At 71.1% G+C, this 14,637-nt stretch carries 14 protein-coding genes and 1 pseudogene; 13 read left to right on the top strand and 2 right to left on the bottom strand.

Annotated features, from left to right (window positions below):
* The first annotated feature begins 18 nt into the window (after nucleotides 1-18).
* From ACZ7OU_RS22165 to ACZ7OU_RS22155, 3 genes are all read left to right on the top strand, one after another.
* On the top strand, nucleotides 19-501 hold the full coding sequence (locus tag ACZ7OU_RS22165; RefSeq protein WP_470238218.1) for a carboxymuconolactone decarboxylase family protein: 483 nt from the start codon (nucleotides 19-21) through the stop codon (nucleotides 499-501).
* A gap of 121 nt (nucleotides 502-622) precedes the next feature.
* A complete protein-coding gene (locus ACZ7OU_RS22160) occupies nucleotides 623-1,168 on the top strand; it encodes a CGNR zinc finger domain-containing protein (protein ID WP_470256470.1) in 546 nt (181 codons plus the stop codon).
* An 80-nt stretch (nucleotides 1,169-1,248) separates the two neighbouring features.
* Nucleotides 1,249-2,082 carry an SDR family NAD(P)-dependent oxidoreductase gene (locus ACZ7OU_RS22155; protein ID WP_470256469.1) on the top strand — a complete coding sequence of 278 codons (834 nt, stop codon included), beginning with the start codon at nucleotides 1,249-1,251 and terminating at the stop codon, nucleotides 2,080-2,082.
* Between the two features lie 86 nt (nucleotides 2,083-2,168).
* Here the strand turns inward: ACZ7OU_RS22155 and ACZ7OU_RS22150 are convergent, their stop codons facing one another.
* A complete protein-coding gene (locus tag ACZ7OU_RS22150; RefSeq protein ID WP_470256468.1) occupies nucleotides 2,169-2,960 on the bottom strand; it encodes an SDR family NAD(P)-dependent oxidoreductase in 792 nt (263 codons plus the stop codon).
* A gap of 106 nt (nucleotides 2,961-3,066) precedes the next feature.
* Between ACZ7OU_RS22150 and ACZ7OU_RS22145 the strand changes: the two genes are divergently transcribed.
* Nucleotides 3,067-3,636 carry a TetR/AcrR family transcriptional regulator gene (locus ACZ7OU_RS22145; protein ID WP_470256467.1) on the top strand — a complete coding sequence of 190 codons (570 nt, stop codon included), beginning with the start codon at nucleotides 3,067-3,069 and terminating at the stop codon, nucleotides 3,634-3,636.
* A gap of 113 nt (nucleotides 3,637-3,749) precedes the next feature.
* On the opposite strand, the gene ACZ7OU_RS22140 is transcribed toward ACZ7OU_RS22145, so the two are convergent.
* Nucleotides 3,750-4,466 (bottom strand): TetR family transcriptional regulator, encoded by a 717-nt coding sequence (locus ACZ7OU_RS22140; RefSeq protein ID WP_470256466.1) that lies wholly within the window; start codon nucleotides 4,464-4,466, stop codon nucleotides 3,750-3,752.
* 107 nt (nucleotides 4,467-4,573) lie between these two features.
* On the opposite strand from ACZ7OU_RS22140, the gene ACZ7OU_RS22135 reads away from it, so the two are divergent.
* From ACZ7OU_RS22135 to ACZ7OU_RS22095, 9 genes and pseudogenes are all read left to right on the top strand, one after another.
* Entirely contained in the window at nucleotides 4,574-4,987 is a 414-nt protein-coding gene (locus ACZ7OU_RS22135) for a hypothetical protein (protein WP_470256465.1), read from the top strand.
* A complete protein-coding gene (locus tag ACZ7OU_RS22130) occupies nucleotides 4,984-6,588 on the top strand; it encodes a multicopper oxidase family protein (protein WP_470256464.1) in 1,605 nt (534 codons plus the stop codon). Before ACZ7OU_RS22135 ends, ACZ7OU_RS22130 begins: the two co-directional genes overlap by 4 nt.
* Nucleotides 6,589-6,856: 268 nt before the next feature.
* Nucleotides 6,857-7,171 (top strand): annotated as a pseudogene (locus ACZ7OU_RS22125) (undecaprenyl-diphosphate phosphatase); the annotation flags it as partial.
* 216 nt (nucleotides 7,172-7,387) lie between these two features.
* Nucleotides 7,388-8,329 (top strand): Rieske (2Fe-2S) protein, encoded by a 942-nt coding sequence (locus tag ACZ7OU_RS22120; protein WP_470257645.1) that lies wholly within the window; start codon nucleotides 7,388-7,390, stop codon nucleotides 8,327-8,329.
* Between the two features lie 153 nt (nucleotides 8,330-8,482).
* Nucleotides 8,483-9,421 carry an ABC transporter ATP-binding protein gene (locus ACZ7OU_RS22115; RefSeq protein WP_470238228.1) on the top strand — a complete coding sequence of 313 codons (939 nt, stop codon included), beginning with the start codon at nucleotides 8,483-8,485 and terminating at the stop codon, nucleotides 9,419-9,421.
* A complete protein-coding gene (locus tag ACZ7OU_RS22110) occupies nucleotides 9,418-10,257 on the top strand; it encodes an ABC transporter permease (RefSeq protein WP_470256463.1) in 840 nt (279 codons plus the stop codon). The genes ACZ7OU_RS22115 and ACZ7OU_RS22110 overlap by 4 nt, the downstream gene beginning before the upstream one ends.
* Nucleotides 10,258-10,294: 37 nt before the next feature.
* Entirely contained in the window at nucleotides 10,295-11,602 is a 1,308-nt protein-coding gene (locus ACZ7OU_RS22105) for a sensor histidine kinase (protein ID WP_470256462.1), read from the top strand.
* On the top strand, nucleotides 11,599-12,276 hold the full coding sequence (locus ACZ7OU_RS22100) for a response regulator (protein WP_470256461.1): 678 nt from the start codon (nucleotides 11,599-11,601) through the stop codon (nucleotides 12,274-12,276). Before ACZ7OU_RS22105 ends, ACZ7OU_RS22100 begins: the two co-directional genes overlap by 4 nt.
* 165 nt (nucleotides 12,277-12,441) lie before the next feature.
* Nucleotides 12,442-14,406 carry a right-handed parallel beta-helix repeat-containing protein gene (locus ACZ7OU_RS22095; protein ID WP_470256460.1) on the top strand — a complete coding sequence of 655 codons (1,965 nt, stop codon included), beginning with the start codon at nucleotides 12,442-12,444 and terminating at the stop codon, nucleotides 14,404-14,406.
* Nucleotides 14,407-14,637 lie beyond the last annotated feature (231 nt).

The raw sequence follows: 14,637 nt of genomic DNA, 5'->3' as shown, positions 1-14,637 counted from the left end.
CCACGTGAGGATGAAGTCATGGAAGCCCGATTCGCCATGTTGGACAACGCGTTCGCCGTCAAGGCCGGAAAGCGACTGGCCGGACTCGACGTGCTGCTCTCCCAGTCACCGCTCCCGAGGTCACTGCAGGAGCTGGTGAAGTTGCGCGCCAGCCAGATTAACGGCTGCGGCTTCTGCACCGACATGCACAGCAAGGACGCGGCGGCCGCCGGTGAGACCGCGGTTCGGCTCAACCTGGTCGCTGCCTGGCGCGAGGCCACGGTGTTCACCGAGCCCGAGCGGGCAGCATTGGCCCTCACCGAGGAGGCCACCCGGATCGCCGACAGCCACGGCGTGTCGGACGAGACCTGGAGCCAGGCACGGAAACACTTCGACGACGACCAACTAGCCGCGCTGGTCTTCGTCATCGGGCTGATCAACGCCGCCAACCGGATGAACGTTGTCGTCCGGACCCCGGCGGGAACCTACGAGCCCGGCATGTTCGCCGATTTCACGCACTGAGCGCTGGCGATGCCCGGCTCCCGCTTCGCACTGCCTGTCGGGTCGCCACATCAGTTGTGACCGTGAGAGTATAGCCACTATCGAAAAGTGACTCTGGCGGCGCAGGAGTTACCATCGACTCATGGTCGAGAGCACCGAAGCCGTACTGCGATTCGTGAACACGCACGCCGACGCCGGTGGGCGCAAGGAGCTGTTCGGCACCGCACAGGGCTTCGCGAGCTGGGCGGCCGGACACGAGCTGCTGCCCTCGGACGTCGCGGTCGCCGAATCCGACGCCGCCGCGGCGCGCGAGCTGCGCGACGCGCTCGTCACGGTGCTGCTCGCCCACTCGGGCGATCCCGCGCCGGGGCTCGCCGAAGCGGAGGAGTACCTGGCCCAGGCCGGCACTCGCTACCCGCTGACCGCCGTGGTCAGCCGGGAAGGCGCGCGGCTGCGGCCCGCCGTCGGCGGCGTGCCGGGCGTGCTGGCCGGCGTGCTCGGCGCGGTCACCGAAGCGACCCAGGGCGACACTTGGGGACGCCTGAAGGCGTGCTGCAATCCGCCGTGCCACTTCGGGTTCTTCGACCGCACCCGCAACCGCTCCGGGCGCTTCTGCAGCCCCGGGTGCAGCTCGCAGGTGTCCATGCGCGCGATGCGTCAGCGCCGCAAGGAGTCGGCGACACCCTGAGCCTTCAACCGACCCTAAGCCACAACTGTAACCGGCCTCACTCTTGTGTAGTTGCGATCTAAACGCTTATGGTCACAACCATGACGAACGCAGCGAACACCACCGACTCCACATCCACCCGCGTCTGGTTCATCACCGGCGCCTCTTCCGGCATCGGCCGCGAACTGGTCGGCCAGGCCCTCGAAGCCGGCGAGCGGGTCGTCGCGGTCGCCCGCGACGCCGCCGCGCTCACCGGCCTCGGCCCCGCCGAGCGACTGCTGACGATCAGCGCCGACGTCCGCGACGAGAAGGCCGTGCAGCAGGCGGTCGAGCAGGCCGTCACCCGGTTCGGGCGCATCGACGCCTTGGCCAACAACGCCGGCTACGGCGTCTTCGGCGCGGTCGAGGAAGCCACCGACACCCAGGCGCGCGCGCTCTTCGACACCAACGTCTTCGGCGTGCTCAACGTGCTGCGCGCGGCCCTGCCGGTCCTGCGCGCCCAGCGGTCCGGGCACATCCTGCAAGGCTCCTCGATCTTCGGCCAGACCGCCGCGCCGGGGTTCGGCATGCTCGCCGCGAGCAAGTACGCCGTCGAAGGGCTCTCCGACGCGCTCGCTCTCGAGGTCGCGCCGCTGGGCATCAAGGTGACCCTGGTCCAGCCGGGCCCGACTGCCACCGCCTTCGGCGCGAACGTCGACCCGGCCCAGGACGCGCACGCCGACTACGACGCCACCGTCCGGGCCCCGCAGGCCGAGACACCCGCGTCCAGTGCGGCGAAGGTCGCCGAAGGCATCCGCGCCGCCGTCGCCGACCCGAACCCCCCGCGACGACTCGCGCTCGGTGTCCTCAGCGCGACCGCGATGCGCGACGCCCTCACCGCACGGCTGGCCGACCTCGACACCTGGGCAGGCGTCAGCGAAAAGGTCGACGCCTGAACCACCGGGCACGGTGCCCGCGTTCATCACCGGAACGCTTCCGCACCAGGATCGCCAACCGAACAGCTGCACCACCTGCTCCGAGATCAGGCGGTTTTCACAGCACCGCCGTCGACCAGGTAGTCCTGCCCGGTGATGCTCGCGGCCCGCGGCGAGGCCAGGTAGGCAACCAACGACGCGACCTCGTCCGGCTCGACCATGCGGCCGGACCGGATCCCGGACGCCGCCGCCAGGCCGGCCAGCAGGTCGGCGTGCGCCACCCCCTGCGCCGCGGCGACAGCGCCACCGAAACCGTCGGGGTCGGTCCACAGCGACGTCCGCGTCGGCCCAGGCGACACCGTCACCACGCGCACGCCCTGCTCACCGACCTCCTCGGCCAGCGCCTTGCTGAACGCGGTCAGCGCGGCCTTCGCGGTGGTGTAGGGCACCGGCCCGTCGTGGGGCACCCGCGCCCCGATGGAGGAGATGTTCACGATCAACCCGCGACGGCGGGTCAGTCCGGCGATCGCGGCCCGGCAAGCGCGCACCGCCGAGAAGAAGTTCAGGTCGAACTGACGCTGCCACGCCGCGTCGTCGTAGCCGAAGAAGTCCCGCAGCTCCCGCTGGTCCTGCTCATTTCCCCCGCCGACATTGTTGACCAGGACGTCGAGGTCGCCGTGCTCGGCCACCACCGACGTCACGAGGTCGTCCGGGCCGGACGGCGTCGACAGGTCGGCCACCACCGGGTGGGCGCCGCTGGCGGCCAGCTCCTCGGACACCGTGCGCGCGGCGCCGATCACCGTCGCGCCTTCGGCCACCAAGGTCCGTGCGATGGCCAGCCCGATCCCCCGGCTCGCCCCCGTGACCAGCACGGTCTTCCCCTTCAACTGCAGGTCCACGACTGCTCCCTCTGCTCTGCACCGTTGATGACGCCATTGAAGCACAACTTGCGTCAGACGTGTCGCAAGTCGAGTCACGGGTAAGACCGTCACGTAGCCTGACGCCGTGACGAAGCAGGACCGGCCGCATCGAGCGGACTCCGCGAGAACGATGCGCACGATCCTCGAAGCCGCCGAGCAGGTCTACGGCGAGAACCCGGCGGCGACCATCGAGCAGGTCGCCGACGCCGCCGGCGTCGCCCGGTCCACGGTGCACCGCCGTTTCGCCACCCGCGAGGCCCTGCTCGACGCGTTGTCCACCTGGGCCGACGAGCAGTTCCACGCCGCGGTCGACGCGGCCCGTCCCGAGACGACCCCGCCCCTGGTCGCCCTGTACCAAGTGACGGCGAACGTGTTGCGGGTCAAGCGAAGCTGGGCGTTCGCGATGAACCAGAACGGCCACACCGACCCCGGCATGGCCGGCCTGCTGGCCCGCTGCGACGAACTGTTCCGCCGCGCCCAAGAGGCCGGCCTGCTCCGCGACGACGTGGACCCTCACTGGGCTACCCGCGTCTACCGCGCCCTCATCGACGAGGTCTGCCACACCGACACCGACGCCGAAGACCCCGACGTGCTCGCCACCGCGGTCGTGGACACGCTTCTCCGCGGTGTCGGCTCCCCGGCAGCTCGCCTCTGAACTTCACAGCGCCGCCGGAGCTCCGAAAGGGCTCTTGCGAAGCGCGGCTGAGTTGATCAGGCGTACGCCCGACGCGGGTACATCCGACCAGCCCGAGTAAGTCCGAGCCGGGCTCAGTCCCGCCCCGCGAACTCCGGGAGGGCCGCGAGCCCCGCTTCGACGAGCCGCGCCGCGCGGCCGACGTCGGCCGCGACCAAGTTCTCGACCTGCTCCGGCGTGCGGGTGACGTCGAGGTGCTTGGCCATCGACTGGAACTGGATCTGCCAGAGCGCGACGAGCGCGGCCGCCAGCACCCGCGGTTCCGGCTCGTCCGGCGTGGTCCCGGCCCGCTCGGCCAGCGCCTCGGCGGCGACCACGACCAGCTGTTCGGTCATCTCCAGGCGGTGCGCGCGCAGCGCCGGCGTGGTCGCGATCAGCAGGCCGAAGCGCCGGGACTTCGCGATCGCCTCGGCCTGGTCGTCCTGCTCGACCAGCCAGGACAGGACGGCGGCGCGCTCCTCCGCGAGGATCCGCAGCGTCGCTTCGACCGGGGACACACCGGGCTCGGCCAGGTCGGTCCGCAGCGCGATCAGCGCCGTGTCCGGGTGGTCGAGGATCAGCGCCTCCTTGGTCGGGAAGTAGTTGAAGACGGTCTTCTCCGACACCCCGCACGCCTCGGCGATCTCCGCCACGCGCACGGCGTCGAAGCCCCGCTCGACGAACATCTCGGTCGCCGTGTCCGAGAGCTGCTGGCGCATCAGCCGCTTCTTGCGCTCTCGAAGTCCCTCGACCTCGGACTCCCCGTCGCGCCGGGTGCGTGAGGCAGCCCAGTTCACCGTTCGCGGACTCATGTCACCAGCTTAGTGCACCGGCCGAATATTTTCTGCTACAGTAATTTTTCAGTGACAGAAACTTTACCGCTTCCTCCCGAAGTCCCCACGGAGAAACGAGTCTTGTGATGGACCCTGTCCACAACCCGATCAGCAGCGGCGCGCTCGTGCTGCTGCGGGCGAGCGCCGTCGTGGCGGCCGCGCTCGCCTGCCTGCAGCCGGTGCTGGCCGGCGCCTTCCTGCAGGGCCACTATTCGATGCTGTCCGCGCACCGCATGTCGGGCATGCTCTTCGCGGTAGCCCTGTTGCCCACGCTGCTGGCCGCACTGGTGGTGTGGCGCGGGGGCCGCGGTCCGGGCCGTCCCGCGCTGTTCGCCGCGCTGGCGCTCGTGCTCTGCGCCGCGCAGATCGTGCTGGGCTTCACCCGGGACCTGGTCGTGCACGTGCCGCTCGGGGCCGCGTTGCTCTACCTCGTCGTCCGGATCGTCATGCTCTCGTGGGCGAAGCAGCCGGTGTCGCGCTACGCCGGAGCCCCGGCGTGAGCCCCGCGATGAGCCGCCGCCGGTTCCTCGGCGTCAGCACCGTGGCCCTGGCCGGCGCCGGTGCGCTCGCTGTCGCCGGGACGCCGTTCCTGCGCGAGTTGTTCGCCGACGGCCAGCCCGGGCTGCTGCTGTCCAGCCGGGCACCCGTGCCGCCACCGTTCCGCGCCGAACTGCCGATCCCGCCGGTGCTCGCCCCGGTCCGCAGCGACGCGACCACGGACTTCTACGAGATCGTCCAGCGGCCGGCGGCTCTGGGCATCCTGCCCGGGCTCACCACCGAGGCGTGGACCTACCAGGGCAGTTTCCCCGGCCCCACCCTGCGGACGCCCGCCGGGCGCAAAGCCGTCGTGAAGCACACCAACCAGCTGCCGCACCCGACCGTGGTACACCTGCACGGCGGGCACACCCCAGCCGACAGCGACGGCTACCCCACCGAGCTCGTGCACCCCGTCGGCGGCGAGCAGGCGAACCCGGCGTCGGGGATGACCGGCATGGCGGCGATGTCCGGGATGGCGGGCATGGCGAAGCTCGACACCGGCGGCGGGCAGACCAGCCGCACCCACACGTATCCGTTGGACCAGCGCGCCGCGACGCTCTGGTACCACGACCACCGGATGGGCTTCACCGCCGCCAACGTCTGGCAGGGCCTGGCCGGCTTCCACCTCGTGACGGACGACGAAGAAGCGGGTTTGCCGCTGCCGCAAGGGAAACGGGACATCCCGCTGATGATCTGCGACCGGTCGTTCGGCGCGGACGGCAGCTTCACCTACCCCGCGCTCGCCGGGGGCCAGCAGCTGCCCGGCGTCTCGGCGGCCTACATGGACGGCGTGCTCGGTGACGTCATCCTCGTCAACGGCGCGCCGTGGCCGGTGTTGCGCGCCGACCGCGCCCGTTACCGCTTCCGGATTCTCAACGGCTCCAACGCCCGGCGGTATTCACTGGCGCTGAACCCGCAGCCTCCGGGCGGCGGCGCTCTGGTCCAGATCGGCGGCGACGGCGGCCTGCTGGCGAGCCCGCTCACCCACGACAGCATCGACGTCTCCCCCGCCGAACGCTTCGACGTCGTGATCGACTTCGCGCGCTACGAGCAGGGCACGCGCGTCCGGCTCGTCAACAAGCTCGGCTCGGGCGGGACGGCCGAGGTGATGTGCTTCGACGTCGGCACCGACGGCCGTGTCGCGGACGACAGCCACGTCCCGGCGAAGCTGTCGGAGATCGCGGTCCTGAACCGGGCCGGCGCGACGACGACGCGGGACTTCCTGTTCCAGAAGTCGTCGGGCTCCTGGACGATCAACGGCGCCCCTTACACCCCGGGCCGCGACCTGGCGCGCGCCAAACTCGGCACGACGGAGATCTGGCGCTTCACGAGCGACGTCCACCACCCGGTGCACCTGCACCTGAACCACTTCCAGGTGCTGAGCCGCAACGGCCACGCGCCGGGCCCGTACGACGCGGGCTGGAAGGACACGGTCGACGTCCGCCCGTCGGAAGCCGTGGAGGTGGCGGTGAAGTTCACGGACTACGCGGGCCGGTACATGCTGCACTGCCACAACCTCGAACACGAGGACATGGCGATGATGGCGGACTTCTCCACGGAGTAACACGCGCGACGACGGCCTGCCCGGGATTTCCGGGTAGGCCTTTCCGCCACTCCAGCCCAGCCGGGGTGTCCGATGTGGATGGTCAGCCGCCGAAGAAGTTCGGCTACCTCGACCTCGCGATCGATGTCCGGGAAGCGAAGTTGAAGGCCGGGCAGAAGTTCACCAGGTTTCAGCTGACCGCGCTCGACCGCTGCGCCCGATCCTGGCCCAACGGAACCCACCGCTGGTGTCCGATCTGGACAGCAAGTTCGCCGACCGAGCCGCCGAGCTGTCCCGGATGTCCTTCGGCCGCGGCATCCTCATCGGCACCGCGCAGGTGCTCGCCCTGCAGCCCGGGATCAGCCGCTCCGGGGTCACGATGACGGCCGGGCCGCTGCGCGGGCTGTCGCACGAGGACGCCGCCCGGTTCTCGTTCCTGCCGGCGACGCCGGTGATCCTGGCCGCCGGCGTGCTCGAGATCCCCGATCTGTTCGGCCCGCTCGGTACCGGCATCCACGGCCGGGTGCTCGCCGGGAGCGTGGCGTCGTTCGCCAGTGCGTACGTCACGCTCTACTGCGTGCTGGCGGGCGCCGGTGCGCCGGCCGCCACCCCAGCGCTCGCCGCACTGCGCGGCACCCGCACCCTGGCGGCTCCACTCGCGGTGTACCTCACGGATCCCGCCGTGCACCGGCTGTGCGTGCATCCGTCGGCCGATCTGCACCTGGCCCAGAACCGCTACGCCGCAAGCGAGGCCCGGGCGTTCGGCGCACCGGACGTGGCCGTGGCGGCACCCTTGGTCGGCAGGCGGTTCCGCCCGCCGATGGCGGCGGAACGAAGCGAGGCGCGGCGAGCCTTCGGCCTGCCCGAGCGAGGTCGCCTGGCCCTGGTCGTCGCCGGATCGTGGGGCGTGGGCGACGTCCGCGAGACGACCGCCGACGTCGCCGCGTCCGGCGCCGCGATCCCGGTCGTCGTCTGCGGCCGCAACGCCGCACTGCGCGAGCAGCTCACGGTCGCGGGTCACGGGCACGTTTTCGGGTGGGTCGAGGACATGCCACGGCTGCTGCACGCCGTCGACGTGGTGGTGCAGAACGCCGGCGGGCTGACCACGTCCGAAGCGCTGGCCGGTGGTTCATGGAATCCTTGGCCGGCTGGGGATATCTCGTCTTGGTCTCACACCCACCTAAAGCGCAAACCTGACCGTGCTCGACGGAGCCGCGGTGCCGGCCGCGGGCGATCGGCTGGTCGACGTCTGGGCCGACGACCCCGTTTCGCCGCGTCACAAGCGGCCCGGCTCGACGCACCCGCCCCCGATCGGTCACACACCCGCCGCCGCGTGGTCCGGACCGCCGGTGTCGCCGCGGCCTCGCTCGCCGCGGGCGTCGGAATCGATCGTCTCGTCCCAAGCGCCGACGCGCCCGCCTCGCCACCGCCGGTCGCGGGCGCCTGGCGCACGGTCGCGGCGAGCGCCGACCTGCCGGCCGGTGGCGTGCGCGAATTCGAGCTGGACACCTTGATCGGCTTCGTCCAGCGGACCCCGGACGGCCTGCGCGCGGTGTCTTCGACCTGCACCCACCGGGGCTGCCGCCTGCGGCTCGTCACCTCCACCAGCCGGCTGCGTTGCCCCTGCCACAACGCGATCTTCGCGCTGACCGGCGAGATCGTGCACTACGACCTCCGGGTGGACATCCCGCCACTGCCCCTGTTCGCGGTCCGGGAACAGGACGGAGACATCCAGGTCCACGCGCCCGCCGAACGCGCGTGAGCCGGCGGGCGAGGCCGTCTCCGCGTCGTACCGCGGTACTACGGGTTCGCGGGATTGCCACCCGCGGTACCACGGCCGCCCCGGTTTCCCTCCCTACCGTTGCGGGCAGGACGAGCCGGGACACCCGGCCCGCGTACCCAGGGGATGACCACGATGATCGAGGCACACCAGCTGACCAAGCGCTACGGGGAGAAGACCGCCGTCGACCGGCTCGACTTCACCGTCCGGCCGGGCGCCGTCACCGGCTTTCTCGGGCCGAACGGCGCGGGCAAGTCCACCACCATGCGGCTGATCGTCGGGCTGGACGCCCCCACCGGCGGCTCGGTCCGGGTCAACGGCCGCCACTACGCCCAGCACACCGCCCCGCTGCAGGAAGTCGGTGTCCTGCTCGAGGCGAAGTCCGTCCACCCGGGACGGTCGGCCTACCACCACCTGCTCGCCCAGGCCCAGACGCACGGCATCCCGCGACGGCGGGTGGACGAGGTCATCGAGCTGACCGGGCTGCAGTCGGTGGCGAAGAAACGCGTGGGCGGCTTCTCACTCGGCATGGGCCAGCGCCTGGGGATCGCCGCGGCCCTGCTCGGCGACCCGGCCACCGTCATGCTCGACGAACCGGTCAACGGGCTCGACCCCGAAGGCGTCCTGTGGATCCGGAACCTGCTCACCCGGCTCGCCGCCGACGGGCGCACCGTCTTCGTGTCCTCGCACCTGATGAGCGAGATGGCGCTGGTCGCCGAACACCTCATCGTCGTCGGCCGCGGCCGGCTGCTCGCCGACACCACGGTCGACGACCTCGTCCGGGAGGCGGGCGGCGACACCGTCCAGGTGGCCACCGCCGACCCGGCGCGGCTGCGCGAGATCCTCGCCGGGCCCGGCGTCGAGATCAGCGGCCACGCCGGTTCCGAGGAGCTGCAGGTCACCGGTCTGTCCGCCCGGGCGATCGGGCTCAAGGCGGCCGAGCACGGCATCGCGCTGTTCGAACTGACCGCGCGCTCGGTCTCCCTCGAAGAGGCGTTCATGGACCTGACCCGCGACGCCGTCGAGTACCACGGCGTCACCACCGGCACCGACGCGCTCGGGAGGGCGGCATGAGCACCATGACCACGAGCCCGGCCGCGACAGCGGCGCCCGCCCGGCCGGTCTACCGGGTGACCACGCGCAACGTCCTGCGCTCGGAGTGGACGAAGCTGTGGTCGCTGCGCTCCACCTGGATCACCCTGGGGCTCGGTCTGGTGTTCCTGCTGGCGTTCGGCTTGATCTCGGCCGCCCGCTACCGCTCGAACATCACTTCCGGCCAGCCGATCGACCCGGACTTCGCGGGCGCCACCGCGGTCGGTCTTTCTCTGTTCGGGACCAACTTCACCCAGCTGGCGCTCGGGGTTCTCGGTGTGCTGGTCGCCGCCGGCGAGTACTCGACCGGGATGGTCCGCTCGACGCTCGCGGCGGTTCCGCGCCGGCTGCCGGTGCTGTGGTCCAAGTCGGTGGTGTTCGGTCTCGTCGCGCTCCTGCTGGGCGTGGTCGGCGCGTTCGCCGCGTTCCTCTTCGGGAGCTCCATCGTCTCCGGCACCCCGGCGGCCATGACGCTGTCGGACCCGGGCGTCGTCCGCACTCTCCTGGGCGCCGGCCTCTACCTCGGGCTCGTCGGCGTGCTCGGCGTGGCGCTGGGCGCGCTCCTGCGTTCGGTCGCCGGCGGCATCTCGGTCCTCGTCGCCGCGCTCATGCTGGTCCCGGGCCTCATCTCGCTGCTCCCGAAGACCTGGCAGGCCGACATCGGCCCCTACCTGCCCAGCAACGCGGGCCAGTCGATGTTCGCCCTGACCCACGACAGCACCAGCCTCTCCCCCACCGCCGGGCTGCTCGTGTTCCTGGGCTGGACAGCGCTGGCGCTGGGTGGCGCCGCCGTCCGCCTGGTCCGGTCCGACGCCTGAGTTCCCGGTACCGGCGATCGTCGTCCACGATGACCACGTGAACCCCGTGAGCGGCAGCGACCCGGCCGGCGACGGAGTGTGGCCCGCCCACTCCGCCGTCGGCCGGCTGACGCGGGCCGGCCAGTGGCTCCGGCAGGCGGACCGGCGCCGGCCCTGGGTGCTGGACGTCGCCGTCATCGCCGTGATGTTCCTGATGTTCTGCCTGCCCGACCTGGTCCCGTACGAGGACGATCCCGGTCCGGAGCGGCTGCTGCAGACGTTCACCCAGCTGCCGGCGGGCGCCACCGTGGCACTGCAGGCCGGGCTCTTGCTCCCGCTCCTGCTGCGGCGGCGGGCTCCGGCGGTGGCGCTGGCCCTGGTGGCGGCGGCGTTCGTGGTCCAGTGGTCACTCGGGGTCTTCCTGCGCGCCGACATCGCCCTGCTCGTCGCGTTGTACAGCGTGGTGCTGCACGGGCGGCTCCGGCGCCTGCCGTGGGCCTGCGCGGCCGTGGTCACGCTGGTGTTCCCGGTGGCGGTCAGGGTTTCACGGACGTTCAGCGTGGTGTCCCTGTGGGAAGCGCTGTTCTTCCTGCTCAGCGCCGTGACCGCGGCGGTCGCGCTCGGGCTGACGGTGCGGATCCGCCGGGCCCAGCTCGCCGGCCTCCGCGATCGGGCGACCCGGCTGGAGGTCGAACGCGACCAGCGCAGCAAACTGGCCGCCGCCACCGAACGCGCCCGTGTCGCCCGCGAAATGCACGACATCATCGGCCACAACCTCTCGGTCATCATCACTCTCGCCGACGGCGGCGCGTACGCCGCGGACGGCAGCCCGGAACGGAGCAAGCAGGCCCTCCGGCTGGTCGGCGACGCCGGCCGCCAGGCCCTCGGCGAACTGCGGCGCATGGTGGGCGTGCTGCGTGACCGCGCGGACGCCCCCGACCTCAACCCCCAGCCGGGCATCGCCGACCTCGAGCAGCTCTGCACCCGGTTCCGCACCGCCGGACCGGACGTCGTGTACCGCTCCGCCGGCGAACTCGACACCCTCGACCACGGAGTGCAGCTGATGGCCTATCGCATCGTCCAGGAGGCGCTGACCAATACGCTCAAGCACGCCGGTCCGCGCACCCGGATCGACGTCTCGGTCGCCGCCGCGGACACGGAGCTGCGGGTCCGCGTCCACGACACCGGCCGGCCCGACGGCTCCGGCCGGCTCGAGCCACCCGCCGAGGAGGGACACGGCCTCGCCGGCATGCGCGAACGCGCCGCTCTGTACGGCGGCACCGTCGACGCGGGTCCCGCGCCGAGCGGCGGCTGGGCCGTGCAGGCCGTCCTGGACATCACCCCGCTCCCCGGCGGTACGGCGTGACCACCGTCCTCATCGTCGACGACCAGCCGCTGCAGCGCTTCGGCTTCCGGATGCTGCTGGAGGCCACCCCCGACACCGAGGTCGCCGGGGAGGCCGCCCACGGGACCGAAGCCGTGCGGCAGACGGCGGCCCTGCGGCCGGACGTCGTGCTCATGGACGTCCGGATGCCCGGGATGGACGGCATCGAGGCGACTCGCCGGATCGTCGCCGCCGGTGGCCGCTCCCGCGTCCTCGCGCTCACCACGTTCGACCTGGACGAGTACGCCTACGCCGCGCTGCGTGCCGGGGCCAGCGGCTTCCTGCTCAAGGACGCGCACCCGGAGGAACTGCTGGCCGGGATCCGCGCCGTCGCCGGCGGCGACGCCGTGATCGCTCCCGCGCTGACCAGGCGGCTGCTCGACACGTACGCCCACCGCCTGCCCGCCGGCGCGGGAGGCCCGCCGGAACGGACGGACGCCCGCTGGCGATCCCTGACGGAGCGCGAACAAGAGATCCTGGTCGCGATCGGCCGCGGGTGGACCAACGGCGAGATCGCCGAGCGCCTCGTCCTGTCGGAGTCGACGGTCAAGACCCACGTGGGCCGGGTGCTCTCGAAGGTCGGCGCCCGCGACCGCATCCAGGCAGTCATCCTCGCCTACGACCTCGGCCTGACCCGTCCCCACTCGTCCGGCTGACCGGGGTCCACCAAAATAGAGATCCGATGACCGGAACATAATAGTGCGAAAAAGCCCTATTCACACCATTGATCCGGATGAGTCATCCGATCAATCGTTGACAGTTCCTCGTTATGCCGGTCAAACTCTGAGCCGCCCAGAGCCTCCGACGAAGGACGGTCATCGGTGCGTACACGAGTCAAGGCGGCATTGTTCGCGACCGGCCTCGCGCTGGCGGGGACCGGGGCAATCGTGACCCCGGCGACGTCGGCGCCGCAGCAGGTCGTCCACGTCGCCCCGAACGGCGACGACACCCACGACGGCACGAGCGACGCCCAGGCCGTCCGGACGCTGCAACGCGCCCAGCAGCTCGTGCGCGGGCTGATCCCGGGCATGACCGGCGACGTCTCCGTCAGCCTCGCCGGTGGCACCTACGCGCTGAGCGCGCCGCTGCAGCTGACCGCCGCCGACTCCGGCGCCAACGGCCACCGCGTGCTCTGGACCGCCGCGCCCGGCGCCCGGCCGGTCCTCAGCGGCGGCGTCCCGATCACCGGCTGGAAAGTGGCCGACAGCGGCAAGAACATCTGGTCCGCGCCCGCCCCCGCGACGCTGCGGACGCGCCAGCTCTACGTCAACGGTGTCCGTGTCCCCCGCGCGACCGGCACCCTTCCGGTGACGCTGACCAGGATCACCGGCGGCTACACGACGTCGTCGGCCGCGATGGACAACTGGCGCAACCCCAAGGACATCGACTTCGTCTACACCGGTGGCCTCGGCGCGTGGACCCAGCCGCGGTGCCCGGTGAACACGATCTCGCCGACGACGATCAAGATGGCGCAACCGTGCTGGAACAACTCGACGAAACGCGTGATGCGCACCGACGACTCCGGTCGCACGGTCGAGCTGGTCGGCCGCCAGGCCATCACCGAACTGCCCACCGCGGTGGAAAACGCCTACGAGCTGCTTTCCGCCGGCGAGTGGTACCTCGACAACACCGCGCACACCGTCTTCTACGTGCCGAAGCCGGGTGAGGACATCACCAAGGAGACGGTGACCGCGCCCGCGCTGGAAACCCTGGTGTCCGGCATCGGGACGGCCTCGGCGCCGGTCCACGACATCACGTTCGCCGGCCTCCAGTTCTCCTACGCCACCTGGAACTTCCCGAGCACCCCCGAAGGATTCTCCGAGATCCAGGCGAACTACACGCTGACCGGTGCGCACGGCTTCGACCAGCAGGGGCTGTGCCAGTTCGTCGACAGCGGGAAGTGCCCGTACGGCAACTGGACCAAGGAACCGGGCAACGTCTCCTTCGCCTACGACAAGAACATCAGCTTCACGCGGGACGCGTTCACCCACCTGGGCGCGGCGGGGCTCGACCTCGGCACCGGTTCGCAGAACGACCTGGTGCAGGGCAGCGTGTTCACCGACATCTCCGGCAACGGGCTGGAGCTCGGCGGCGTCGACATCACCCTGCCCACCGCCGCGGCGCAGCACACCAGCGGCAACCGGCTGCTCGACAACCACGTGTTCACCACGTCGGTGGAGTACGCGGGCGGCATCGGGATGGACATCGGCTACACCGAGCACACCACGGTCTCGCACAACCAGATCGACCACGTGCCCTACAGCGGGATCTCGATCGGCTGGGGCGGCTGGCCGGACAAGGTGAAGATCAAGGCGGAACCCAACTACAGCAACAACAACACGCTGTCGAACAACCTGATCTTCGACCACATGCAGCTGCTCGCCGATGGCGCCGGGATCTACACCAACGGCAACACCGGACCGAACATGGCCGGCGGCGAGAAGGTCACCGGCAACGTGATCCACGACCAGAAGGGCGCGGGCAAGGCCGTCTACACCGACAACGGCGCGGGGAACATCACGATCACCGGCAACGGCCTGTACAACGCCGATCTCGCGTGGGGCTCGAAGCACACCGACTACACACTGAACAAGGGAACCTACGACCCGCTCGACATCGAGAACAACTACTGGGAGAACGGCAGCGCCGACTACAACCAGAAGTCCGTGGTGGTCAAGAACAACCACGCGATCACCGACGCCGGCGGCATCCCGGCGAGCATCCGCACCAACGCGGGCGTGGAAGCGGCGTACGCCGACATCCTCGACTGGACTCCGGCCGGCTGACGCGTCGCCCTCAGTTTCCCCCGAAGCCGCGCCGGAACTCCGCGGCCAGTGCATCACCCCCGCCGGCGACCAGGACCCGCAACCGGTCGAGCAGCGCGGCCGGCTCGGCCCGCTCCTCCGCCGTGACGGGAACGGCCGGCCATGCGACTTCCGGCGTACGCGCTACGCCGGAAGTCGCACGCCGAACGCCCGGAGATCGCCCGTCAGACCGTCGTCGCGCCACCCCGTCCG

The organism is Amycolatopsis sp. NPDC114505 (assembly GCF_055633615.1).
Note: the sequence above shows the minus strand (reverse complement) of the source record. Positions and strands in the feature narration are given on the sequence as shown.